General features: G+C 32.3%; 27 protein-coding genes. 16 read left to right on the top strand and 11 right to left on the bottom strand.

All coding sequences use genetic code 11. The features are described from left to right. Window positions 1-116: 116 nt before the first annotated feature. From MY1_RS09525 to MY1_RS04675, 3 genes are all read left to right on the top strand, one after another. Window positions 117-278 carry a DUF1059 domain-containing protein gene (locus MY1_RS09525; protein ID WP_081470645.1) on the top strand — a complete coding sequence of 54 codons (162 nt, stop codon included), beginning with the start codon at window positions 117-119 and terminating at the stop codon, window positions 276-278. A 24-nt stretch (window positions 279-302) separates the two neighbouring features. Further along, window positions 303-767 (top strand): cupredoxin domain-containing protein, encoded by a 465-nt coding sequence (locus tag MY1_RS04680; RefSeq protein ID WP_237698796.1) that lies wholly within the window; start codon window positions 303-305, stop codon window positions 765-767. A 77-nt stretch (window positions 768-844) separates the two neighbouring features. Beyond that, window positions 845-1,252, top strand: a complete 408-nt coding sequence (locus MY1_RS04675; RefSeq protein WP_007550595.1) for an HIT family protein — start codon at window positions 845-847, stop codon at window positions 1,250-1,252. Here MY1_RS04675 and prf1 read toward each other — a convergent pair. The 4 genes from prf1 to MY1_RS04655 all read right to left on the bottom strand — a co-directional run bounded on the left by prf1 (window position 1,233) and on the right by MY1_RS04655 (window position 4,307). Beyond that, window positions 1,233-2,525 (bottom strand): peptide chain release factor aRF-1, encoded by a 1,293-nt coding sequence (prf1, locus tag MY1_RS04670; RefSeq protein WP_007550594.1) that lies wholly within the window; start codon window positions 2,523-2,525, stop codon window positions 1,233-1,235. The genes MY1_RS04675 and prf1 overlap by 20 nt on opposite strands. 64 nt (window positions 2,526-2,589) lie before the next feature. Further along, window positions 2,590-3,234: a DsbA family protein gene (locus MY1_RS04665; protein WP_007550593.1), complete on the bottom strand. Its 645-nt coding sequence runs from the start codon at window positions 3,232-3,234 to the stop codon at window positions 2,590-2,592. Window positions 3,235-3,275: 41 nt separating this feature from the next. After that, on the bottom strand, window positions 3,276-3,833 hold the full coding sequence (locus MY1_RS04660) for a DUF4443 domain-containing protein (RefSeq protein WP_420835213.1): 558 nt from the start codon (window positions 3,831-3,833) through the stop codon (window positions 3,276-3,278). A gap of 189 nt (window positions 3,834-4,022) precedes the next feature. After that, the gene (locus MY1_RS04655) at window positions 4,023-4,307 is read right to left on the bottom strand and encodes a hypothetical protein (RefSeq protein WP_048109712.1); all 285 of its coding nucleotides are present in this window, start codon (window positions 4,305-4,307) and stop codon (window positions 4,023-4,025) included. 85 nt (window positions 4,308-4,392) lie between these two features. Between MY1_RS04655 and MY1_RS04650 the strand changes: the two genes are divergently transcribed. From MY1_RS04650 to MY1_RS04620, 7 genes are all read left to right on the top strand, one after another. Then, on the top strand, window positions 4,393-4,608 hold the full coding sequence (locus tag MY1_RS04650) for a CbtB domain-containing protein (RefSeq protein ID WP_007550588.1): 216 nt from the start codon (window positions 4,393-4,395) through the stop codon (window positions 4,606-4,608). Window positions 4,609-4,620: 12 nt separating this feature from the next. Continuing rightward, a complete protein-coding gene (locus MY1_RS04645) occupies window positions 4,621-5,349 on the top strand; it encodes a CbtA family protein (protein ID WP_007550587.1) in 729 nt (242 codons plus the stop codon). 70 nt (window positions 5,350-5,419) lie between these two features. Beyond that, a complete protein-coding gene (locus MY1_RS04640; protein ID WP_007550586.1) occupies window positions 5,420-5,749 on the top strand; it encodes a winged helix-turn-helix domain-containing protein in 330 nt (109 codons plus the stop codon). 8 nt (window positions 5,750-5,757) lie between these two features. Beyond that, window positions 5,758-6,111, top strand: a complete 354-nt coding sequence (locus MY1_RS04635) for a helix-turn-helix domain-containing protein (protein WP_007550585.1) — start codon at window positions 5,758-5,760, stop codon at window positions 6,109-6,111. A 109-nt stretch (window positions 6,112-6,220) separates the two neighbouring features. Then, a complete protein-coding gene (locus MY1_RS04630; RefSeq protein ID WP_007550584.1) occupies window positions 6,221-8,428 on the top strand; it encodes an FTR1 family iron permease in 2,208 nt (735 codons plus the stop codon). Further along, window positions 8,421-10,538 carry a hydantoinase/oxoprolinase family protein gene (locus MY1_RS04625; RefSeq protein WP_007550583.1) on the top strand — a complete coding sequence of 706 codons (2,118 nt, stop codon included), beginning with the start codon at window positions 8,421-8,423 and terminating at the stop codon, window positions 10,536-10,538. The genes MY1_RS04630 and MY1_RS04625 overlap by 8 nt, the downstream gene beginning before the upstream one ends. Window positions 10,539-10,763: 225 nt before the next feature. Then, window positions 10,764-11,261 (top strand): PEFG-CTERM sorting domain-containing protein, encoded by a 498-nt coding sequence (locus MY1_RS04620; protein WP_007550582.1) that lies wholly within the window; start codon window positions 10,764-10,766, stop codon window positions 11,259-11,261. Here the strand turns inward: MY1_RS04620 and MY1_RS04615 are convergent. Then, window positions 11,251-12,276 carry a formate--phosphoribosylaminoimidazolecarboxamide ligase gene (locus MY1_RS04615; protein WP_007550581.1) on the bottom strand — a complete coding sequence of 342 codons (1,026 nt, stop codon included), beginning with the start codon at window positions 12,274-12,276 and terminating at the stop codon, window positions 11,251-11,253. The two genes, MY1_RS04620 and MY1_RS04615, sit on opposite strands and share 11 nt — an antisense overlap. A gap of 28 nt (window positions 12,277-12,304) precedes the next feature. Beyond that, window positions 12,305-12,514, bottom strand: coding sequence for a hypothetical protein (locus MY1_RS04610; RefSeq protein WP_007550579.1), 210 nt, complete (start codon window positions 12,512-12,514; stop codon window positions 12,305-12,307). 665 nt (window positions 12,515-13,179) lie between these two features. On the opposite strand from MY1_RS04610, the gene aspS reads away from it, so the two are divergent. The 6 genes from aspS to MY1_RS04575 are packed head-to-tail and all read left to right on the top strand — an operon-like array spanning window position 13,180 to window position 19,842. After that, a complete protein-coding gene (gene aspS / locus MY1_RS04600; protein WP_007550576.1) occupies window positions 13,180-14,490 on the top strand; it encodes an aspartate--tRNA(Asn) ligase in 1,311 nt (436 codons plus the stop codon). A 10-nt stretch (window positions 14,491-14,500) separates the two neighbouring features. Further along, window positions 14,501-14,764, top strand: coding sequence for an Asp-tRNA(Asn)/Glu-tRNA(Gln) amidotransferase subunit GatC (locus tag MY1_RS04595; protein WP_007550575.1), 264 nt, complete (start codon window positions 14,501-14,503; stop codon window positions 14,762-14,764). Next, window positions 14,765-16,210, top strand: a complete 1,446-nt coding sequence (gene gatA, locus MY1_RS04590; RefSeq protein WP_048109709.1) for an Asp-tRNA(Asn)/Glu-tRNA(Gln) amidotransferase subunit GatA — start codon at window positions 14,765-14,767, stop codon at window positions 16,208-16,210. It begins immediately after the preceding gene. Next, a complete protein-coding gene (gene gatB / locus MY1_RS04585) occupies window positions 16,207-17,607 on the top strand; it encodes an Asp-tRNA(Asn)/Glu-tRNA(Gln) amidotransferase subunit GatB (protein WP_007550573.1) in 1,401 nt (466 codons plus the stop codon). Before gatA ends, gatB begins: the two co-directional genes overlap by 4 nt. 4 nt (window positions 17,608-17,611) lie before the next feature. After that, window positions 17,612-17,875, top strand: coding sequence for a hypothetical protein (locus tag MY1_RS04580; protein WP_048109707.1), 264 nt, complete (start codon window positions 17,612-17,614; stop codon window positions 17,873-17,875). A 44-nt stretch (window positions 17,876-17,919) separates the two neighbouring features. Continuing rightward, a complete protein-coding gene (locus tag MY1_RS04575; protein ID WP_007550570.1) occupies window positions 17,920-19,842 on the top strand; it encodes an AMP-binding protein in 1,923 nt (640 codons plus the stop codon). Window positions 19,843-19,866: 24 nt separating this feature from the next. Here the strand turns inward: MY1_RS04575 and MY1_RS04570 are convergent, their stop codons facing one another. The 5 genes from MY1_RS04570 to MY1_RS04550 form a co-directional block, all read right to left on the bottom strand. Next, window positions 19,867-20,955, bottom strand: coding sequence for a sensor histidine kinase (locus MY1_RS04570; protein ID WP_007550568.1), 1,089 nt, complete (start codon window positions 20,953-20,955; stop codon window positions 19,867-19,869). A gap of 19 nt (window positions 20,956-20,974) precedes the next feature. Next, a complete protein-coding gene (locus tag MY1_RS04565) occupies window positions 20,975-21,385 on the bottom strand; it encodes a response regulator (protein ID WP_048109705.1) in 411 nt (136 codons plus the stop codon). Then, window positions 21,378-22,337 carry a TrmB family transcriptional regulator gene (locus tag MY1_RS04560; protein ID WP_007550566.1) on the bottom strand — a complete coding sequence of 320 codons (960 nt, stop codon included), beginning with the start codon at window positions 22,335-22,337 and terminating at the stop codon, window positions 21,378-21,380. Before MY1_RS04560 ends, MY1_RS04565 begins: the two co-directional genes overlap by 8 nt. Window positions 22,338-22,430: 93 nt before the next feature. Continuing rightward, the gene (locus MY1_RS04555; RefSeq protein ID WP_237698795.1) at window positions 22,431-23,108 is read right to left on the bottom strand and encodes an A24 family peptidase C-terminal domain-containing protein; all 678 of its coding nucleotides are present in this window, start codon (window positions 23,106-23,108) and stop codon (window positions 22,431-22,433) included. Between the two features lie 103 nt (window positions 23,109-23,211). After that, a complete protein-coding gene (locus MY1_RS04550; RefSeq protein WP_052296746.1) occupies window positions 23,212-25,761 on the bottom strand; it encodes a hypothetical protein in 2,550 nt (849 codons plus the stop codon). Window positions 25,762-25,851: the final 90 nt, after the last annotated feature.

The raw sequence follows: 25,851 nt of genomic DNA, 5'->3' as shown, positions 1-25,851 counted from the left end.
AATCTAATTTTCTAATGGATTTTTGAATGTAATTTTCTAGACTATATTTTGAGTTGGAATCCTACTTAACAATGTTAATTTAGGCTTATTACTATCGGTTATGCAAAAAATATAGTTTGATAAAATTGCGATGTAATGACTATGGATTTGAGTGTGATTTTGTAGCAGAGGGTGAAATTGCACACGTAATCGAAGAATTTGGAAAACACACTGATGAAGAACATGGCATAGATTATTCCAAAGATGCGTTAATGCAAATTATCTTGAGAAAAAAATAGTGAGATAAACTGGCGCTCCAAATGATGAAATTTTCAATTATGAAACTAATCGGTATTGTAATTCTTGTAGTCATTATAACAGGCGGTTATTATGCATATCAATCTCTAATTCCAGTCAATGTGGATTATCCAGTGTTTTTAGTTCCAGAAAATATATTGATTAAAACTGGACAATCAGATGACGGTCATTATTTGTTTAGTCATCAATCAAGTAGAGGTGGAAAACAGGCTCCTCGTCCTGGAATGACTAGTCCTACTTTGAATATTGCCAAAGGAAATCTTGTTTCGCTGCATATAATTAATGAAATTAAAAATACTCCTGATGAAAAATCAATTCATAATTTTAACATCGATGAATTTAATGTACATTCAAAAGATCTTGGATATTTTGAATCTCAATCAATTAACTTTTTGGCAGATAAATCTGGCGAATATGCTTATCACTGTACCATTCATCCCGAGATGAAAGGATTGTTAATTATTCAATAAAATATTGATATGATAAGTTAATACTTTGATCTATTCATCCATGAAACAATAATAAGAACAAAAAATTTAATTTTATTATGAGTTGCATTTTTTGTGATATATTATCCGGAGTTAAAGATGCTCATATTCTATATGAAGACTCATCACATGTTGCATTTTTAGACAAATATCCTATAGATGTAGGCCATAGTTTGGTAGTTCCAAAAAAACATCATGAAAGAATCACCGATATGAATTCAAAAGCAGTTGGTGACTTGTTTTCAATAGTTCCAAAAATAGCTAATGCCATTTTATCTGCAACCAATGCTGATGCATTTAGTCTTGGACAAAACAACGGAAGGGCTGCAAAACAGATCATCCCTCATGTTCATGTCCACATTATTCCAAGATATAATCACAAAGGAACCATTTGGACAAAACGTTCAATCTCAAATACAGATGAACTTTCAATTCTTGCAAGAAAAATCAAATCTTTGCTTCCTTAGTATGGCCTGGATTGTATCGAAGTATGGCGCCCACTTTACCCAAGCTTGATAACATAGTTCCATGCTCTGCACTTCCTGAAACCACTTCTAATTTGCTTCCTGTTTTAGCAGCAAGAAGTTCCAAGTAATCTACTATATCTTGTTCGTTTGGTTCAACTTCCATTGCATTGCATGCAGGGCAGGGTTTGCTTGAGTATTCTGTTTTTTTTGGAATGACGTCTCTTCTTTCAACAATTATTTCTTGAATATTTTGACATCTGCGACATTTTCCTTCAACTCGATTTAAGTTTGTGTCATCTGTGATGATCAAAGTTTTTACCACATTATTTTTCAAAAGTTCAATCACATCTTGTAATCCGTATACTCCTAACCCTGAATGGGAGTTTATCTCTCTGAACAAGTCTTCGATTAGCTTCTTTTCTTCCACCATTCTGAAATCTGATAAAAGTTCGGCAGACTTTGCAAATGCCTCTCTAATTCCCTCTGCTCCAGAATATCCACAATCTAATGTGTTGATGATCATATTCTGTAATCTATATTCTAAATAATTTCCATTGATAAAATCTTCTTTTGTAGGTCCAGGACCTGAAATTATTAATCCTTTTACAGGATAAATATCAATAAAATATTCTCTTGTTGTTCCGGCAACTCTGTTGTAAAAATATGAAAGCTCCATCTCTCTTAATTTTTGGAATCTTTTTGCAGACTGCCCTCCTTGTCTGTGTTTCCCTGCTACTCCAGAGCCTGTCTGTGAAAGTACCTCTATTTTGTCGCCATGTAATAATCCCCATCCGGCATCTTTGGCATCAATAGCTAAGAATCCAATCAGATTGTCATCTTTTAACATGTCTTTTAGAATGTCTACATGAAAATGATCATCACACCTGTAAAGATATTGTTTCAAATCTTTTGGAGGATCAATTTCCCATACCTTTACCATCTCGCTTCCTAAAGGACCTCCTCCTTCAGGCGGTAGTGCTCCGCAAAACATCACAAGTCCTCTGTCTGGTGTTTTTTTGAGTAGTTTTAATCTCTGAATTACTTTGCCTAACGAATCTACTACATGTGATCTTGTCAAATCCGATTTGATGTTGTCTGCAGTTCCTTGTTCTTGTTGTAAGGTGCTTATAATTTCGTGTAGTTGTTTTCCTTTTGGGATGTATACACTGATCAGTTCGGTTCCTCTTCCTGATTTTTGGGAAAGTTCTTCTAACATTTTTCTAATTTTATAAAGTTTAACAGAATCTACTTTTTCTATGTTGATCTTTTCCATTTGTTTTTGCTTCCTGTTATACGAATATTAAGTTTGGTTGGTTCAGTTCATTATATTCCTGAAATTATAATTCATCAATGGATTTTAAAAAGACTTCAAGTGGTTGATTGCCTCTTATTTTGATTATTTTTTCATTATTAAAAACTAGAAAATACGGTGTGGCATCAACACCTATCTCTTTTCCAAATTGGTGTAATTGATTTACTTTATCTAAATATTTGTGATTATCAAGACACGTGTTGAATTTATCTAAATTCAATTTCACAGTTGTCGCAAATTTATCTAACGAGTTTCGATTAACCCATCCTGTTCTTTCGCCTGCCCAGTTCTTGTATAATTCATCATGATATTGCCAGTATTTTCCTTGGTCTTGAGCACAATATGCTGCTTCTGCAGCCAAAATAGAATCTTCTCCATTTAATGGAAAGTCTTTGAATACCATCTTTATTTTTCCAGTATTTATGAAATCTTGTTTAATTGCATTTAGTGTGGTTTGATGAAATTTATGACAAAATGTACATTGATAATCACCCCACTCTAAAATTGTAATTTTTGCTGAATGGTCTCCTAGAATAGGTGAGCCATTATGAATTAGATTTGTTTCAGTTAATATTTTTGGATTATCTTCTGTTTGTGGATAAAATGCTAAGAACAAACCTGCCAAAATTCCTATTATGATTGGAATTGTAAGTACAAAATTCTTTTTCATAGGTTTATTGATTTTATTTTCTAGTAAATAGTTTCCTTGTTCTATCCAATTGCTATTGTCCATAATGCAGCATTTTTTGCAGATATTTCTGCTACAAAAGGATCATCTGATGATGAAATTATTATGACATCTTCTTCATGTGGGCATAAATTCTCAATGATGTATTTTTTTGTTTTTGCGTCTCTAGGAAAACACTCTCTTTCATTTCCTGGAAAGACTAATTTCTCATTTTTGTATATCATTGTAGTGCAACCTGAAGACCCATACAAAATTGCATAGTCTCTTTGCTCAATACCTGTTTTGATCATTTCAGCATATTTTTTTAATAAAATCGCATGATTATATTTTCCTTGGATTATTGATGATTTTTTTACTTTACATTCTTTGGCTATTGTGTTTTTTATTTGATTTGATAGTTTTTTTCCTTTTTCTGTAAGAAAGGTCCCAGACTTTGTTGACTTTACAATCCCTGCTTTTTTCAAATGTAAAATTAATGTCTTGACTGCCCCTTCTCCTAAATGAATCTCTTTTGCAAAGGTCGCTCTGCTAACAAAACCTTCCTTATCTAATAATTGTAATGCCTTGAAAACATGTGGTATGCTAAATGTGAGTACTTTGCTTGAACCTTTTCTAGATACAATATCTTGTAAAATTTGAATATTTTTACGCAGGATTCTTCTAGCCTAAGTTGATATATAAATTCAATAAATAACTCCTGAAATATTTTTGTTATGTTTGAAAAATCATGCTTATATTTTGAATTTTATTGATCTCCATTTTTATTGGTTCTAGGATTTTGAATCTCCTATTTTTCCAAAAATTCTTTGAATCATACTAGAAAAATGTTTGTAATTTCCTGTAATTTCTTTTTCAGATTTATCGCACTCTTTCATCATTGCTTGAATAATCGATTTGTATCCGTTTATTCCATACAGATCAATTAATGAGGCTTCTATTGTTTGTGATATTATGTTTTGATATTTTTTTTGACTTTGTTCTGATTCAAAATTTCTCATTTTCTTAATTTTTTGTTGTATTTTACAACAATAGTATGTTCGATCTAAAAATAACATTGATATTTTGAGCCTGCAATAATTTTTCTTTATTAATTGGACAAATTGTCCAAGAATTTAAATATGTTTGATTGACGGAAACTTCATGTCTCAATCAAGACAAATTAATGCATCTAAAAACAGTGTTCCTGTAATCGCAATTGTGGCATTAGCTATAGTTTTTGCAGCAGGATTGTTTGTTGTTGGATTTGATCAGGGACATATCTTTAGTTTGGTATATGGAGAAGAAGCATTTCAAGATCTTTACATCCATGAACTTACTCATGATATGAGACACGCTGCTGGTTTTCCTTGTCATTAGGGGGTTAACCTGATGAGAACATTTCTTTTTATTGTTATTGTTTTAATTTCAGGTCTATCGGCAGGACTAATTCATGGTGCTGCTAATCTTGTATTTGTCGAGCCTTCATTAGATCAGGCAATTGGAATTGAAAATCAACATCTTTTTGCTTCAGGCGAAGCAAAAGACACTCCTGAATTCAGAGTAGAATTTGATTCTTATCGATATTGGCAAAAAAGTGGTCAAGTTTTAGCTGGTGCAATTTTAGGAATATCCATTGGTTCTTTGTTTGGAATTATTTTTGTACTCTCAAGACACTCTTTACCTGGAAAATCTTATGTGAGTAAATCTCTAATTTTAGCAGGAATAATGTGGCTTGCAATTTACTTTATTCCCTTTTTAAAATACCCAGCAAATCCACCAACCGTTGGTGATCCTGATACTGTTGTATTAAGATCAATATTGTTTCTAACTTTTATTGCAATTTCCGGATTTGGAGCTTTAGGATTTTACAAGATATTTAAAAAATTAAAGAATAAAAAATTTATTGCGATTTTAGGATATGCTGTTTTTATTGGAATGGTGTTTTTTGCAATGCCTGAAAATCCTGATAAAATCACTGCACCTATGAGTTTAGTTGATCATTTTAGAATGATGTCTGCAGTGGCAGTTTCAATTTATTGGTTATCTTTGGGTATAATTTTAGGCTCTCTTTGGAATCATTTCAAGCCGGATAATGAATTGAAGTCTGCTTTTAATTAATTGTTCTAACTCTCTAGAACGAGAACACTATGATGTAATTTAAATAACTCTCTATTAATTTTTAATTTAATTGACACGACGTTTAACATTACCTCAATTAAAAAAATATGATGTCACTCAAAAAGTAATTGAAGCATTAGCAGATTCTGAATCTCGGGCAATACTGTTTTCAGTAATAAAAAAAGGAATGACTGCAGCTGACTTGTCAGATAAGCTAAAAATCCCGCTTAGTTCTGTTTATAAAAAACTGGGTGATCTTGAGGAACTTACATTAATTGAAGTAGAACGATGGATGATTTCAGATAAAGGAAGAAAGTTCAAAATCTACAAAAGTCGAATAAGCAAGGCTGATATTTCAATAAAAAAACCTGATCCTGTCCTAAATTTAGTACCCAACTGATGATCTTAATGTCAAAACCTAACATAATCCAACTAAGTGAATTTGATATAACTCAAAAAATAATTGAATCTTTAAGCAATGTTTGTACTAGGGCTGTGTTATTTTCAATTAAAAATGAATCAAAAGATGCAACACAAATTGCAGATGAGTTAAAAATTTCAATATCTACAGTTTACAAAACCTTATCGAATTTGGAAGAATTGGCACTTGCCGAAGTAGATAAATTTGTAATTTCCCCTGAAGGAAAAAAAATAAAACAATATCGTAGTCGTATTGGTAAAGTTGAAATCACTTTGACTGATTTGGAACCTACATTACATCTTTATCCAAATACATCTAATCCTAAAACAAATACTAGTTAAAATAATAAAAAATAAAAAAGATTGAATTTTACATTCTTAGATGTTCATTCTAAAGTTATAGAATTAATCTTTTGTTTAAATACCGTTAGCTAGACCTAATCATTAATTCATGCAATCTAAATTTTATTGGTATTTGATTATTGTTGTTTTTGCATTGGGATTGTATTCTATACCTACTAGTGTATATGCTCAAAATCAAGAACAATATGCTTCCATTTTTACTATTACTGAATTAGGTCTGGAGTTAACGAAAAAAGCCATTTTGGAGGATGATTATGATGCTGCAGAAAAATATTCTGCTCTAACTAATAATTTCTATGGGAAAAATATTCAGTTTTTAAGAACAGTTGATTCTGATCTTTCAGATGACCTCCATCTTGAATTACTTGATCTTCATTCGAGTATTTTATCCAAATCAGAGTCACATAATTTGATTGCACACATAAATACACTGCAAGAAACTTTATCCTCCAATTCATCAGATGGTGATTCTAATGTAGTTGTGGCGTTTATTTTATCAGAAGCTGATGAACAATATCAAACATTTTTTCAACATAAAAGCAATGAATCATACTTTTTTACTTTATCGTTAATCGAACATTCAAAGATTATTTTGAATCAAAATCCAATATCTGATGATCGGTTGAAACAAGAGACTGACTCATTTTTTACTGATTTGGATAAATCTGTTTTAAATAAAAGTAGCTTTGTAACTGTTGGAAATTTAATCACTGCAATACAGCGTGATTTGTTAGGAACTGAAACGATTGTAATCGATAAAACCAATCTATATGGTGTAATTAGAAACTTATATTCCGAATTATCTACCGCAGTAAATTCTAATGATTATTCAACTGCCGAAGAACTCGCAATTGAGGCATATCTTGAAAATTTTGAATATCTAGAATCTGACATTAAAAAAGTAGACGAGTCATTATTAAATACATTAGAAATTGATATGCGTGAAAATCTTCGAAAAATGATTATTCAAAAAGAGGATCCAGATGCAATTATTCAATTTATTGAAAATTCAATTCTGCCTGATTTGGCAAAAGCTGAAAAAATGACTAGCGAACTTATTCCTCTTGTTAATGGTGGTACACTAACGACACAGAATTTAAAATCTATGGGTGATGCATCTGATGATCAAAAAACAGTAGTTAAAAATAAAATCGATGTAATTCGTGAGCAATTAGAAGAAACATTACTACATTATGATCAGGGAGATATTCAATCCGCACATGCATCATCTCGCTCAGCATACCTTGATAGTTATGAGTTTGTAGAGATTCCTCTTAGGGCAATTGATCCAGATTTTACACTTGAGGTAGAATACCAATTTGCCACTCTGCGAAACTTGATTAAACAAGAGGCACCTCAAAATGAAATTCACGATGTCATTATTGGAATCAAGCGAAATCTTGATGAATCTGAAAGAATTGTAACTGGGACTGGTGAGCTTGCCCCTGCAATCGCATTTTCATCTTCTTTTGCAATTGTATTTAGAGAGGGATTGGAGTCTGTCTTGATTCTTGGTGCTATATTGACATATCTTGAAGCATCACGAAATAATCAATTTAAGAAATATGTTTATTATGGAATTGTTGCTGCCTTTGCAGCTACTGCCGTTACTTGGATTATTGCATCGTACATTATTGAAATCTCAGGAGCAAACCGTGAATTGATTGAAGCGATTGCGGCATTGTCTGCAACTGCAGTTTTATTTTATGTTAGTTTCTGGGTTTTAAATAAAATTGAACATAAAAAATGGATGGAGTTTGTTAAAGCAAAAGTTTGGCAAGCTACCACCACTGGTAGTGTTATGGTCTTTGTGATGTTATCCTTTTTTACTGTGTATAGGGAAGGATTTGAAACTGTTTTATTTTACCAAGCGATGTCTGGATTTGCAAAATATATGGAAATCTATGTAGGCCTGGGCTTTATCATTGGATTGATTTCACTTTTGGGTCTGTATTATGTAATGAGAAAATTGGGAAAACGATTGCCATTACGTGCATTATTTGGATTGACAATGGGAGTGGGTGCATATTTATCAATTGCATTTTTAGGAAATGCAGTTAGAGAACTTCAGATATTGGATGTTGTGCCATACACTGGATTGATTGGCACTATACCTAGATTGGATATCAATCTTGCAATGATGACTGGGATTTATCCTACTTTGGAAACTATTGTTGCTCAGGTAATATTACTTGGTGTTTACCTTATTGCATCAACATACATTTTGATAATGCGTCCAAGAAAAGAACAGCAACTAGCTTCAATGCGAAAATCAAGGAAGGACTTGGATGAATAAGCGAAGAATCCGAGTTGGGATTGATGTTGGTGGAACCTTTACAAAAGCTGTTGCAATTGATGTGAAAACAGGCTCACTTTTAGCAAAATCTACGGTTCCTACAACGCATAGTTCCGAAAAAGGGGTCTCTGAAGGTATCGTGATTGCATTAAAAAAAATTATCCATGAAACTGGAATTGGAATTAATGAGATCGAGTTAATCTCACATAGTACTACTCAAGCAATTAACGCATTGCTAGAATCAGATACATCAAAGGTTGGAATAATTGCAATGGGGGTAGGCCCTTCAAAAAAAGATATAGTCAAAAGAACAAATTTAGAGGATTCTACAATAAATACAAATCAAGACATTAAAACAACACATGAATTTTTAGATACATCTCATTTAATTACCGAAAAAGAAGTAATTGCTGCAATAAATCGATTAAAAGAAAAAGGTGCAGAGGTAATAATTGCAACTGAAGCATTTGGAGTCGATGATCCATCAAATGAATTATTTGTTATGAATACCGCATCAAAAGAAAAAATACTTTCTACAGCATCTCATGAGATATCTGGAATATATGGGTTAGAAATTAGAACTCTTACTGCAGCTGTTAATGCCAGTGTTTTGCCTAAAACATTTCAAGTTGCAAATTTTGTTGAGGATGCAATCCGCAAAACAGGTGTTACTGCACCATTGATGATAATGAAAGGAGATGGTGGAGTTACTAGTATGGATACTTTTAAGACAAAACCAATCCTTACTATTCTTTCAGGCCCTGCAGCAAGCGTAGCTGGTGCATTATTGCATCTAAAAATAACAAATGGTATATTTGTTGAAGTCGGTGGTACTAGTACCAATATTTGTATTATAAAAAATGGTAAGCCTGAAATTCGTTATGTTACAGTAAAAGATCATCCTACTTGTATTCGGTCAATGGATGTAAGAATTTTGGGCGTTGCTGGTGGCAGTATGGTTGGGTTAAAACAAAACAGGATTTCAAATGTAGGTCCGCGTAGCGCTCATATCGCTGGCCTCAAATATTCTTGTTTTGCAGATCCTGAAGATCTTAAAACAGGAAAAATAATTCTAATAAAGCCCATGTCAAATGACAAATCCGAATATGTTGCAATAAAATGCAATAAGGGTACTTATGCAATTACTAACACATGTGCTGCAAATGCATTGGGTATGATCGAAAAAAATGATTATGCATTTGGGAATCAAGAATCTGCAAAAATTGCTCTGAAGATATTTGCTGAATTTGTAGGAGTGTCATATCACGAAATTGCTATGTCTATAATTCAAACTGCTTCATTTGAGATCACAAAAACTATTACTAAAATCTTAAAAGAATTCAAAATGAATCCATATAATACAACATTAATCGGAGGGGGAGGTGGAGCTTCAGTCCTTGTTCCGTTTGTTGCAAAACAACTAGGAATTAAATATGAAAAAGCAGAGCATGCTGAAGTTATCTCTTCAATTGGCGTGGCGTCATCAATGCTCCAAGAAGAGATGGAGCAAACAATGATTGAACCAACCCCTGAAAAAATCAATCAAGTTTATAAAAAAATACATACTATGTTAGTAGACAAAGGCGCTATTCCTGAATCAATAATGATTAATAGTGAATTTGTATCTGAAAAATCTTTACTTCGTGTAACTGCGGTAGGTAATGTTGAATTGGATAGTACTGAGACCTCAAAAAATATTTTTACATTAGAAGATGCTAAAAAACGAACTAGTGAAATAATTGAAATTTCTGAAGATCTAATTGATCTGAGTTATGAAACTGATCACTATTTTGTGTTTACTGGTCATATGGAAATTAAAAAATTTTTTGGCAAAAAGACTCAGCATCATATTTTAGTTTTAGATAGATATGGAAAACCAAAATTATCGATAAAAAATGGGAGAATTATTCAAGGTGGCAAAATAACAGTATTAGAAGAACTGATTGATTATTTGAAATCTGGCAATTCTGAAATTGCACCTAAAATCTATCTTTTAAATGATCTTAAACTGGTAGATTATTCTAGTCTTATCACCACTTTCGATATTGTGGATGCAGTTCGAAGTGAACTTGTTACTTCTGAAAAAGCAGCAATACTGGTAGAACTTTAGATATTTGGTCTATTTATTTAGATTCCTTTGATTTTGAAATAAATGGTCTTTGATCGATGTTTTTTTTGACCCTGATCCTCTAATCTTATGCAGTTTTAAAAATAACATGAGTTGTAAGATTGGATTTATTCACAGCTTTTCATATTTTGCCATTCAGGATAAAAAAATGTGTATTAATTGCGGAATAGAAGAAAGCAATAATAATTAATCATTTGATGCTAAATCATGCATTATTGGTTTCTTTTTATTTTACCTCTTTTGATTTTTAGCACACCTGCTTTAGCCCAGACTTCGGAATCTGATTCGTTTTCTACTTCCTCAGAATATGTTTTGGAAATTGATGAACATGAATATTCTATTTCTTACACTATAAACGCTAATGTCATTGCAATGGAGATTGATCCGGAATCAAAATCATTGCTTATCGGTCTGGATGAGACATATGACTCTCAATTTTTTATAGAACTGGAACATGATTTGATAAATGCAGAAAATAATGAATTTATAATTTTAGTTGATGGTGAAGAAGTATATTATCAAATAACTTCTGATTCTGAGCTCTCCACATTTGAGTTCTTTGTACCAGTAGGTTCTGAAGAAGTTGAAATTATTGGAACGTATGTGATTCCAGAATTCCCAATCGGTACAATTTTTGGGTTTATAGTAATGCTCTCATCTGTCATGCTTTTTGCAAAAATGAAACCTTCTTTTTTTACGTTGTAATTTTATCTAGCTGATTTGTTCCTTTTGCAGTTTTTATTTCACGTGCAATTCTTTTGCCCATACTCATAGGCTCATTAAAAAGCAATGAGTAGTATGGCGAGCCATCCATATAGATGTTAGTTCCTGCCACGATTCTAGCTGAAAATTCAAACGATGTAAATTTTGCATTTTCATCATAAACCCCTTCAATGCAAAATGGCCCGTTCATTCCAGGTGATACAATTCTTTTTGATGCTTCTACAAAATTTTCACCCATGGTATACACCTCATCTAATAATGATTCTCTTAGAACAATTGGGCTGTTTCCTATCACGTTAAATGATGGAACTTTAGTATTTTTGAGCTGTTGCTCTGATGGAATTCTTGCAAGCCCCTCAATGTCTGATTCATGCCTTTGATCAGCTCCAAAAAATTCCAACTCTTCTTTTAGAGGCGAATAAAAGAATTGCAGATATGCCAAAACACCTGCAGCATACTCTTGAATGTAGAGTGTCTCTTCTTTAGAAATTATTCCCTGTGAAATCAACTGTTCTCTTTTTTTATTGTAATCTTCTTGATTAGCAGCCAAAAAATATCCTTTGCCACCTGCAGCCCCTTGCCTTTTTACAATTACTAGCTTATCTATGTCCTTTGAATGTAAGACAGGTTTTGGAACAGGAAGTCTTGCCTCTCGCATAAGTTTTTCTTTCATGGTTCTATCTGACTCCCATCTTAGGATCCACTTGTTTCCAAAAATTGGAGTCTTGATTGATTCAATTTGTTCAGAGCTCATTTGTGCAATCAACGTTCCATGAGGAATTAATACTGCATTATTTTGCTCTAAAATTGATTGATGTTTTTGTTCTAATATTTCTGTAAATGAATCTACTAAGATTAATTCGTCAATAAATGAAAATCGACGGTATAGCCTCTCTCTTTTTCTCTCACAAACTAGAATTGTCTTTAGACCTTCATCTTTTGCACCTTTTAGAACTTGTAGTGCACAATGTGATCCTAAAGTTGCTATTGCCGTCAATGCGATGTATGTTCTACATTATTGTACTTTATGAACTATGTGTGGATGAGACATATTGAAAAACCTCATCAATTAATTGCACACTTAATTCTGATTTGATGTTTTCTGGAATTGCCTTTAGTACAAAATCATACATGCTTGTGTTTTTTGGAAGACTGCCTCTTTCTTGGTATAATGAATACACTGCAATTCCATTTGATATTAATGCAATAATTTTTTCTTTGTTTGTCAAAGACATTGATTTTCTAAATAATATGTAGTAATTTAATGTAAATCGAAAAAATTTGTTGTTTTTGAAATATTACTGAGCCGATTCATTTAGTTCTAATTTTATATATGTTTCATGTTTTACTTGGCTGAGTATTTTTAATTCTATTAACTCGCCATGTCCCTCTACCACTTCATGCGGCTCTTGGGACGCATGATATCCGACAAATACTGCTGTAATAATAAAGATCGCTATTACTAATCCTATTAATATATCCAATTCATTTTAACCTGAAATATTTTCTGATGATAAATGTTACTTTTTTTTGATTTTAATGCCATATTCCCAAACCTTGACTTCAAAACTCAGAAAAAATCTAATTGTTTGCTATTGACATTAAGAATAGTATAATTTCAAAAAAGTCTATTTTACTATGGTTTTTTCAAACTTCGTTTCAGAATCAATTCGTTAGTGATGTGATCTTGGACTTGCATTTTACACATCTACCATTTTAGTATGAAAATCTCCAAACATGAGGTTTTCCTTGACAGTTCATACTTTTCATTCTTTTACTAGTATTTGGGAAAAAAATCATTGAATTTGTTTTCCAATAGAATCAGGATACCTCTGAACTAGTGTGAATCGTATTTTCCCCCAAAAATTAATTACACCATAGGATAGCAATTTAGTAAATTATGATAAAAACAGAGCTTGGAACATTGCGTAGATCTCATTATTCTAACGAATTGAATCCATCAATGGATGGCTTGGAAGTCACTATAATGGGTTGGGTTTTGACAATTAGGGGTCATGGAAATATTAGTTTTGCCACAATCCGAGACAAGAACGGTGACATTCCAATTGTTGCCAAAAAAGGAGATTGCCCAGATGAACTACGTGAAAAATTATCCATACTAAAAGCACATTCTTCTATTGCAATTACTGGCAGGATCAAGTCTTCTGAAAAAGCACCTACTGGATTTGAAATAATCCCATCTGAACTACGTGTATTTTCAGATGTTGAAAAAATTCCACCCTTTGAGCCTTTAGCAAAGACTGTGAAAAACATAGACACAAGATTAGAAGTAAGACCAATTGATCTTAGACGTAAAACATTGCAACATATTTTCAATGCAAGAAGTCAAGTGCTAAAATCAATTAGAGATTATTTTTACCAACAAAACTTTATAGAAATCAACACTCCAAAAATGATAGCCACTGCAACTGAAGGTGGTGCTGCATTATTTCCAATATTTTATTACAACAAAGAGGCGTTTTTAGCTCAAAGTCCCCAATTGTACAAAGAACAACTGATTATGAGTTTTGAGAAAGTTTTTGAAATTGCACCTATTTTTAGAGCAGAACCATCAAGAACTAATCGCCATCTTGCTGAAGCAATATCTGTTGATTTGGAAGAGGCATTTGTTGATTATAATGATGTAATGAATAGAATTGAAGACATAATAAAAATTGCAATCGTAACTGTTAGTGATTATGCAAAAAATAATTCAGATGTAGAGTTTATCATTCCTTCAAAGCCTGAACACATACCACGGTACTCTTATGACGAATTGATAGAAAAAATGCAAAAAGCTGGAGCCAAAACTGAATGGGGTGATGACTTGTACCCTTCCAATCTTAAAAAAATTGGCGTGGAAGGATTTTACTTTATCAAAGATTGGCCTCTGGGTCCAAAACCGTTTTATGTAAAAGACAGTAAAACAAACCCAAAAATTTCTGAATCATTTGATTTAATGTTTGGGGATTTGGAATTGTCTTCAGGCAGTACTAGAATTGAGAAAAGACATGAGCTAGAAGAGAGAATGAAAAATAAAGGAATGAAAACTGACGCTTTTGAGTATCATTTGGGAGCATTTGATTACGGTGTGCCTCCTCACGCGGGATGTGGAATTGGTTTAGAGCGATTAATCATGGCATTAACAGGCACAGAAAACATCAGAGATGTCACATTTTATCCAAGGGATGTTGACCGATTAACTCCGTAGGTGATTAGAAATGGTATCTCGAGAAGAAATTGAACATGTTGCAAAATTAATGAGAATTGAAATCGATGATCCTACAATTTATGAAAGAGTTGATAAGATGATAGGCTATTTTGACATTTTAGATTCTGCGGGTGTTGAATCGGAGGAGATATCTGTAAGAGAAATTCCTATCACCCATCTACGAGAAGACAAGTATATTCCATTTGATGAAAAATTAATCGAAAAACTTAATCACTATAAAGGAACCTATGTCAGAGCTCCCAAGATGGTTTAATTGAGTATAAAAATTTCAGCTCTGCAATATGTCCGAGAAATAAAATCCGGAAATCTTTCCGCCGAAGATTTCATTTCAAAAACTATGGACAGAATACAAAAAATAGATGATACTTTACATGCGTTTTTATCACTTAATGAAAAGGCAGTTGATCAAGCAAGAGAAATTGACAAGAAAATAAAGTCAGGTGAGAAAATAGGGCAATGCTTTGGCATGCCAATTTCAATTAAAGACAATATTTGCATAAAAGATACAAAAACAACATGTGCATCAAAGATGCTTGAAAATTTTGTTGCACCATATGATGCCACTGTCATTACAAAGCTAAAACAACAAGACGCAATTTTTGTTGGAAAGGTAAATCTTGATGAATTTGCAATGGGTCTTTCTACAGAATTCAGCGCATATGGTCCAAGCAAAAATCCATGGAATACAGATTATGTCCCAGGTGGCTCTTCTGGAGGCAGTGCTGTATCTGTTAGTGCATTTGAATGTGTTGCATCGTTAGGTTCTGATACTGGTGGTTCAGTTAGAAATCCTGCAAGTTTTTGTTCAACTGTTGGATACAAGCCAACTTATGGATTGATTAGTAGATATGGATTAATTTCATATGCAAACAGTATTGAACAGATTGGACCGTTAACTAGAACTGTGGAAGATGCAGCATTTATGCTAAATCTGATTTCAGGACATGATTCTAATGATAACACCACGGTGGATAACAAAAATGAGGATTATCTAAAAGATATTGATTCAGGCATAGAAGGTAAAAAAATAGGCATAATCAAAGAGATGATTGGAGAGGGAATTGACCCAATAGTACTGTCTGCAACAAGAGACGCAATATCGAAATTAGAGGGATTGGGTGCAATATGTGAAGAAATTTCCTTGGATATGGTAAAATATTCAGTTGCAGCATATTATACAATTACAGCAACTGAGGCAGGTAGTAATCTTGCAAGATACGATAATTTGAGATATGGTTATGATTTTTCTGTCGAGGGGTATGAATTTAATTCATATATTGAAAAAGCAAGAAAAAAACTCGGTCCTGAAGTCACTAGAAGGATGATTCTTGGAGGCTTTGTTCCTTCTGCAGGACATGCAGGAAAATATTTTCTTAAAGCACTAAAGATAAAAAGTAAACTTACTAGACAAATAAATGAGGCATTTGAGAAATTTGATCTGTTAATTTCCCCCACAGTTCCAATTTTACCGTTTAGGATTGGTGAAAAAATAAATGATCCTGTTGCATTGTTTCTTGTTGATATTAACACTGTAACTGCAAATCTTACAGGCAAACCCGCAATATCAATACCGTATTCTATTTCTAATGGCTTACCAATTGGCATGCAACTTATTGCAAATTCGATGAATGATAAATTACTATTACAGGCAGCATATGCATTAGAAAAAACTGTCAAATTACCGGAGGTTCCAATTTGACAAAAATTGGATTGGAGATTCATAGTCAACTTACAAATCTAGAAAGCAAATTATTTTGCTCTTGTAAGGCAAACTATAGAGAGTTTGAGCCAAACACCAACATATGTCCCATTTGTATGGGATTGCCAGGCAGTCTTCCAAGATTAAATCAAAAGGCAGTTGAAAAAGCAACAATGATTGCAATGGCCCTAAATTGTTCTACTCCGGAAAAAATTGCATTTTTTAGAAAAAATTATTTTTATCCTGATTTGCCAAAAAATTTCCAAATCACTCAATTAAACATCTATGGAGATACCAGTGTCGGAGGTGGTGGAATTCTTATGGTTGGAGAAAAAAAGATCAGAATCACTAGAATTCAACTAGAAGAAGACCCTGGCAGGTTAATCTATGAGGGAAGTTCTGAAAAAAACCAAATCACATTAGTGGATTATAATCGTGCAGGTACACCTTTAGTCGAGATTGTAACTGAGCCTGATTTTGAAAACCCAAAAGAAGTACGAGAGTTTCTAAATATTTTATCTGATTTATTGGAGAATATTGGAGTGTCTGATCCTAGATTGGAGGGTGCAATGAGGGCAGATGCAAACGTCTCCATTGAACATGGAAATAAAGTTGAAATAAAAAACATTGGTTCATTTCATGATTTAGAAAAAGCTGTTCATTTTGAAATTACACGTCAACAAAGCTTGCATTCAAGAGACATTCCAATAATTCAGGAAACACGTCATTGGGATGATAAAAGAAAGATTACCATCTCGTCCAGATCAAAAGAAGAAGATCTGGATTATAGGTATTTTCTAGAGGGTGACATTCCATGGGTTAGAATAGGAAATGAAATCAAAGAAAAACTAAAATCGGAAATGCCTGAAAGCATCAGTTCTAAAAAACAACGATATATATCAAAATACAATATTCCATCTCAAGTAGCTGACGTGCTTTCATCTGACAAGTTTTATTCAGATTTATTTGAAGAAGCACACACACAAGAAAACGCCAAAGAAATTGCAAATATCATAACCACTGATTTGATGGGATTAGTAGATACAAGAGAGAAAAGAGAATCATCAAAATTAACTCCTTCACATCTAAAAGCGATAGCTGATTCAATCCAGTTCGGTAAGATTGCACGAAATTCTGCAAAAAATGCATTGTATGAAATTGTAAGAACAGGCAAGTCATTATCAGATATAATGTCTGATCTTGATCTAGGAAATCTCTCAGATGAGTCTGAATTATCAAAAATTATTGAATCTGTAATTTCTGAAGAACCTCAAGCCGTAGAACAGGCAAAATCCAATCCTCAAACTATAAACTATCTTGTAGGAAAAGTCATGCAAAAAACAAAAGGAAAGGCAGATCCAAAATTAACTCTTGATTTGCTAAAAAAGAAGATTTAATGTTATGACTGAACTATCTTTGGAAGATATTGAATTTATAAAAATACTGGCAAATTCCGACTCTACAATCCTTCAGCAAGGAATGAATGAAGCAACAAGACATAGGTTAGATTCTCAAATAGGCATAATTTTACGAGAATATTACAAGGAAAATACGATGAACACCAAAACAGGTTGGATAGAAAAATTTGAAAAAGTGGGAATTACCGAAGATGATGGTAAATCTGCCATTGCATGTGCTCGAAGACTTGGAATAGACATTTCTTGACCATCACAAAATCTTTTTACTTCTGGTTTTTTTAAAACTATAACTTGTCTGATTTTGTATTTACTCCAACTGAAGAACAAATACAATCTTCAAACATTTACAAATTCATGAAAAAACATAACATCTCAACTTTACAAGAACTCTCTCAAAGGGCAAATCAAAATTTAGAATGGTTTTGGCAAGAAATGAACAAAGAAATTGGAATAATTTGGGACAAACCTTATACAAAAATTTTAGATACATCAAAAGGAATCCAATGGTCCAAATGGTTTGTTGACGGTAAGACCAATATCTACAAGTCATCAGTAGAAAAATTTGCTCTTAAAAAACCAAATGATATTGCATATATTTTTGTCTCTGAAGATGGAACAACTTTTAAAATAACTTATTCTGAATTAGATTCCAAAGTAAACAAACTTGCAAATGCCCTTAAGCAATTAGGAGTAAAAAAAGGAGACGTAGTTGCAATATACCTTCCTATGATTGAGGAATCTATTTTGGCAATTCTGGCATCTGCAAAAATCGGTGCGGTTCAAACAGTTGTATTTTCAGGCTATAGCTCAGAATCTCTGCAAATAAGATTGCAGGACTGTAACGCAAAAATTCTTTTTGTATGTGACGGATTTCAAAGAGGAGGCAAACATGTTTCACAAAAATATATTATCGAATCAGCAATAAAAGATACAAAAATAGAAAAGATAATAGTAATACAATACAAAGGAATTGATGAATACGAAGAATCATCAAAATTTGTTTTTTATGAAAATCTAGTATCTGCACAAAATTCTACATGTCATACTGAAATTATGGATTCAGAGGATCCGTTGTTTATCTTGTATACTTCTGGAACCACTGGAAAACCAAAAGGAGTGATTCATACTCATGGTGGTTTTTCTGTTTTTGCAGGATATCAGGCTGCATTTTTAATTGATTTGCATGAAGATGATATTCTTTTGTGGCCTGCAGATATAGGCTGGATTACGGGGCTAGTTTGGAATGTTTACGGTCTTTTGATAATGGGTGGCAGTGCTATAATTTATGATGGAGCATTAAACTATCCAAATTTTGAAAGAATTTGGGATATGTTACATCAACACAATGCTACCATTTTTGGAATATCTCCAACGGCTGTGAGATTATTTAAAAAAAATAATATCAAACCATTAAAACTACATTCATTTGAAAAAATCAGAAACATACCAACTACGGGGGAACCACTAGATGAAGATTCTTGGTGGTGGTTATTTGAAAAAGTTGGCAACAAAAAAATCCCAATCATGAATCTATCTGGTGGAACTGAAATTGGAGGTGCGATGTTGTCTGTTTTCCCAGGAATGAAACTAAAACCTTCAACTGTAGGAATTCCATGTCCTGGAATGAATTTGGATGTGTTTGACAATGATGGAAAATCAATTCATCAAAAAAATGGTTATCTTGTGATAAAATCTCCTTGGCCTGCAATGACTAGAGGATTACTAAATGATGATCAACGCTATCTTCAAACCTATTGGTCTAATTTTGAAAATATTTGGTTTCATGGAGATTATGTTTTTGTTGATGCCGATGGCTTATGGTATATGAAAGGACGAACTGATGATGTCATTAATGTTTCAGGCCATAGAATGAGTACTGCTGAAATTGAACATGTTGTAATCTCACACCATAAAATTTCAGATGCTGCATCCATTGCAATTCCTGATGAAATTACAGGTGAGGCAATTGTTGTATTTTTTGTGCCTGAAAATAAATCTGAAACGGAACTAGAGGTAGAAATATCTAATTACATCGCTGAGAAGATTGGTAAAATTGCGCGTCCAAAATTTATATGTCAAATATCTGACCTTCCAAAAACTAGAACTGGGAAAATTATGCGTCGTGTCTTAAGGGCAAAATTGTTAGGATTGCCCTTGGGAGATTTATCCTCTCTTGAAAATCCTCTTGTATTAAACGAAGTTTCAAAATTATGACCTTATTTTATTAATTTTTTACGGCTATTTCTTACTGTTTACTTTAATTGGTTGTTTTGGAATCTTAAAATAAAATGCAGTTCCGACATCTTCTTTGCTTTCTACCCATATGTTTCCACCAAGGCCGTCTGCAATTCCTTTACAAATTGCCAAACCTAAACCACTACCGTTTCTTTTTCTGCTAGTAGATGTATCTATTTGATAAAATTTTTTAAAAATTTCTTTTTGATTGGATTCTGAAATTCCAATCCCGTTATCTTTTACAAAAAATTTTATAAATTCTTTGTCATTATCTGCCCCGATTATTATTTCTCCTTTTTTAGGTTCCACAAAATCCATTGCATTTTTAATTAAATTAGAAAAAATCTGATTAATCCTATCTTTATCGCTAAATATGATTTCATCTTTTGTAATCTTATTTATGATGTTAATTTTTTTTTCAATAGCAATGGGGTTGAATTCTTTTATAATTGAATTTAATAATTCTGCTATGTGTATATTTTCTTGATTAAAATCTAATTTGCCTAAATCCAATTTTTGTGTTGTTAAAATATCTCCTACCAATCTTTGCAATTTTACTGCTGATGAATAAATTTCATCTACTGCATCTATTTGTTGTTTGTTTAATTTTCCCATCAATTCTTGCTTCTGTAACATCTGTGCATATCCTAAGATTGGTACTAGTGGCGTTTTTAATTCATGTGACACCATTGATGAAAATTCTACTTTTTTTTTATCGATCTGTTTTAGTTTTTCGACGTATTCTTGTTGAACTGATATTGTTTTTTCAACCTTCTCTCCCATACTTTCAAAATTCTTATTTAATTCATAAATTTCTTTTATGTTTGTATTGATTGGTTTTTTGTTTGTAATCTTATTTGTTTTAGAAAATTCTGTCATATTTTCTGCAAGTTTTTCAATAGGTTTTGTGATGCTTTTTGAAATGTATACAGTGCTAAGTAATGTTCCAGCTGCTACAATGGTTGCAAAAACTAGCAAAATCCAACCTGTTGATGATTCAATAGCAGTGATGTAGTTTACTAAACCCATGTAAAATATGATAAAACTAGACGCTCCTGAGAGTAAAAATAAGATATTTTTTATTGGAATCATTTTATGTTACACCTAACCTTTAGGAAGATGCGGATTCAACAATTTTAGATAATAACTGATCAATATCAATTGGTTTTAAAATATATGATGTAACTCCTCTGCTGACCAGTTCATCTAGCTCATCTTGAGTTATGGTGGATGCTGTAAATACAATTATTTTATTGTTTTTTAGCATGTCTTTACTTTCTAATGCTTTGATTACGGCATATCCATCAAATTCAGGCATTGCCAAATCCAATAACACTACATCATAATTACCTTCTTCAATCAATGCAAGTCCTTGTTTGCCATCGCTTGCACCTGTACATTTATGATTTTTTAATTCTAAAAATGTAATAAGCATTTTTGTAATTTGTTCGTTATCATCAACTATTAAAATATTTAATTGCTTTGAATCTACATTTTTGTTTTTTATTGAATTTTTACTCATTTTTAACTCCTGATTTGTATTCGGTAAGCTTAAAATTTTTCTGTAAATAATTTAAGATGATTTTTTCTTGTTCAATTTCTCTTAATCTATGTTCATATGTAATTTCAGAACCCAATAATGATTCTACATCTGATTCATCTACATAATGTGCATTTTTCCATATTAAACTAAATAATGATCTTAATGTGGTTACAAATGTTTTGGAATCAGTCCAAATTGCCATCATATCTTTTAATTTTAAACTGTTCATAAAAAAAATAACTTCCATATCATCTTTGATTATGAAACAAAAATCTTCTCTGTTTTTGTCCTCTAATCTTTTAATCTTTTTTAAAGGAACATCTTCAAAGATATGTATGTCTTTTTTTGAATAGTCTGTAAGAATTTTGAGATTTGATTTTGTTTTTTTAAGAAGGTCTGTAAAATTTGTATGATGAAATCTTTTAAAATCAGATTCAGTTCCTAACACTAGTATATTTTCTGATGATTCTCTTACCATTTGTTCTAATTTTACTAAAATTGAATTTCTTCCTTGTAGTGTTTGAAATTTATTGTCTTCTGGTGTTTCCTTATTTCCACTATATTTTGGAATTAACTTCCATAATTTTATAATGTCTTCTTTTCCTGTTTCTAATTCACTGATTCTATTTTTTTGATTATTTACTAAAATTGCAATGGATTCACTAATTCCAACAGCATTAAATTTTGTTGGTTTGCCAAACACTGAAAAAATAATCCCTTTTTGTTGTAGAACACTAAGTAAATGATATGTCTCTGTTCTTGGAATTTTAAGAGATTTTGATATCTCTGAAGCTGTTTTAATGCCTAATTTGCTTAGAAATATGTATACTTTAGCCTGATTTGGCGTTAAATCATAATTTACAAGCAATCTATTTATTTCATTTAATGGACTATCTACTTCAAACATCTCCGTAAGCGATTCACCTGTCATTAGGAATTATTACAATTTTTGTAACATAAGCGAATGTATGTTATTACGTGTTACAGATCAAAGATTAGGCGTAGTTTTGATTATGTTTAAGAATTATTTGATAAATAGACTCAGTATGATGTCTCCTTGTAACAGCTGTATAATGAATCCTCCTGTAATTAGAAGCAGATAGGGTATTCCTGGAGTAATCCATGTATTTGGTTCTGTACAATATTCTTCGTTTTCTGCATGATGGATTGTAAGGTTTATCTTTTTTTTACCTTTTTCAATTTTTTCAATTGAAAAACAAAATTTAGGGTTTTTGGCTTTATATCCGATTAACATTGCACAAATTTTTTTAAATTCTGTTTCTTCAAATCCCTCAAAAATATTTTCATGTTTTATGAGTGCTGCTAAATTTCTAATCAAGTTAATGATAAATGGTAAGATAAACAGCACTGCAGCATTTGATAATGTTGTAAATGGTGTTACTGGATTTTCAGAAAATGTGGCCATTGGTGCAATTACTGCTAATGCAATTAACGCAAATGCATCTGCCCCTCCAAATAAGCCAATTCTCCAAATGAAAATCACAAACGGTGCTATGATTAACGCTATTCCGAGATAAAGTAAATGCGGTAAGATATCTGAATTTATAAAAACTAGTAAAAATCCAATACTCCCAAACACCATCCAAAAATAATCATGAATTTCTCTTTTCCAAATATCAATTATGGATCCTACTATTAGCATAACGAGTGCTAATCCAATTCCGATGTTATCGTAATTCAATAATTCAAACAAGTTGTTATTCTCTTTATCATCCTCTGATTTCTTTTATATTTCTAGGCAAAATATTATTTTGATATTTCATATCTTTAAAATAAATTTATGTTCAACGATTTCTTATCTCTGATATTTTTTCTTTAATCCCTTCAAATTTCTCACCAATGTTTAGCTTGTCTGCAATGCCTAACTTTTCAGTTATAATTTCCAATTTCTCCGTACGCTTTAAAATAAACACTACAACTCCAATCGCCGCAGGAATTATTATGTAGATCATATTTGAATCATTTATCATAAACCCTTGTTCCTGTTCTACAGGCGTTTCAACTATCGGTATGTTTAGTATTTGTGCAGTTTTTGAAATTGTAGATGAACTAAAACCATTTCCTGAAACTGTTGCAGAGATAGATATTGTATCTTTATCATTGGCAAGAATGTTCATTATTGCTATCCCTTCATTATTGGTGCTGTCATCTGATTGTAGTATTTCTCCCCCAGTTGCAACCCATTCCACATCAAATCCACCTAACGCTGTATTAATTTCGGGAATTGTTACAGACAGTTTTGCTTCTACACGTTCATTCCAATTCATACCTCCAAGTAAATCTAAAGATACTATTGGACTAATATCTACAATATTGATATTGTATTTTGATAAAGGTAAATCTTCCGATAATAACGCAATTTCAATCAAACCCTCATCACGTGATTCTAGTTTTATTGTGTTAAAGTATTCTCCTTTTTTTATTGTAATCTCTTCTGGAATTTCTAAAACTGATTCATCATTTGATACTATTTTTATTAAAATATCATTTTTTGCATATACCGGATTCCCTGCTGAATCTAGCAATTGAATTGTAGCTAAGCTTTCAGAGTTTGCCAAAAGATTTTCTGCAAATGACATGTGCATTTCTGCAGGATCTGTAGTGTGACTAGTTGCTGTCATGGTTCCTTCAAACTGACCTGCTTGAAACGATAATGTAGCATCTCCAATTTCATCAGTTAATAAATTTAACAACACATATGGTTGGTTCTTTTTGATTATTTCGGGTTCAGTATTTACAAAATCATTTGCAGATAAAGTTAGAACCGAATCCTCAATAAATGGAGTTACGCCAATTCTTCCATTCTCTTCTTCCTCATCTTCTTCATCAGTTGTAGTTGTATCTGATTCTCCTTCTGTTTCTAGCAAATATGCTATTGTCGGAAATTCACTTCCTACTAAAATCACTGGAACTAATGGCTCAACAGTTAAACTGATATCTTCTTTGATCGGTCCTATCGGGTTGCCTGGTACTGTTTTTACTCCTTGATTATCTGTAATGTAAAATGATATTGGTTCATCATGAGCAACAGTTCCAGTATTTCCAAAAACTAATGCAATATTATCCCCTTTTTTCATAATTGGATTAATTGGGTTAACTGTACTTGATTTTGAAGACGCAAAATTTATCTCATAATCTTGTTTAGCGGTTACTGGTACTGTAACTGTTACCAGTTCTCTGTCTGATGTACCTAACGTGCTACTTCCTGTCTTTCTTGAAACTACCGTGTCTGTCTCAAAATAAGTTACAGCAATAAGCTCTTTTTCTCCAGTAGTTAAAAATGGGAGTGCAGTTGTAATTGATGGCCCCTCTCCTTCTAAAGCACCAACCTCATCATGAGTTACAGTAAATGAAGCTCCCTCTGTAAGATAGTTATTAGTTGAAATAAACATTTCAAATGTCTGTGCATCAGATGTGGTAAATTCTCCTAGATTTGGTCTAGGAGTGAATGTCGTATATGCTGAATACGTTCCTTTTTTGATTACTAATTCTTGATTGCTGAATTGAATTTCCTCAAAGTCATGACTTGTGTTAATTGATACATCTGGATTTTCTACTCCTAATTTCATATGAATATCTTCCTCAGCTTTTACGGGAGATCCATCACCATCATGTAATTGTACTATTGCATACCCTTTGGCACCACTGTAACTACTATATGTTTCGGGAATTACAAACAATTTAACTTGTAATGGGTCTGTTGGTTTACGTACTTTCACAAATTCACTAACTTTTTTCATATTTTCAGCACTTGCAAAAATAATTGCATCACCTGAATTTATTAAATCAAATTCTGTTATGGCAAAGTATTCTCCTTTCTTAATTGTCAGTTCTTGATTTCTTATGCTTATTGTATCTTTATTTGGAGTTTCTATTTTTATTGTTATATCCTCTGGTGCAATTGTAGGTAACCCACCAGTTGTTGCTAATTCTACAGTTACATAACCAAATCTTGGTCCATCTATTGGAAAATCATTTGGAGTGATTTTCATTAATATCTGAGTTGGATGATTATTGTTGTTGAATACTTCCAAAGTTATTTCTTTTGATGAAAACCCTGGTGCTGCCAACGCAATATTTGCAATTCCTGGTTTCATTGCTTTAATTTGTACATTCTTTGTATATCCGTTATTATTTTCTTCCACATTAATTATTTGTATGATTGAATTATCTGAACTTGTCACTTTGAGATTATCTATTGATTTTGGCACCATCATTCCATTTGAAGCAACAAAAATCTGTAATGTGCCTACCGTATTTTCTAATAATTTTTCAGGATGTAGTTGATATCCAAATTCCGCTGTTGTTTGAGCATAAGCTGGCATGATAACCATACTGCAAAATACTACTAATATCAAAAAAATTGCTTTCAATCTATGGAAAATGGTTACATTTTTGATATATCAACCAGTGTGAAACATTAC

Source organism: Nitrosarchaeum koreense MY1, from assembly GCF_000220175.1.
Classification (GTDB): Archaea; Thermoproteota; Nitrososphaeria; order Nitrososphaerales; family Nitrosopumilaceae; genus Nitrosarchaeum; species Nitrosarchaeum koreense.
This window is presented reverse-complemented; position numbering and strand designations above follow the sequence as displayed.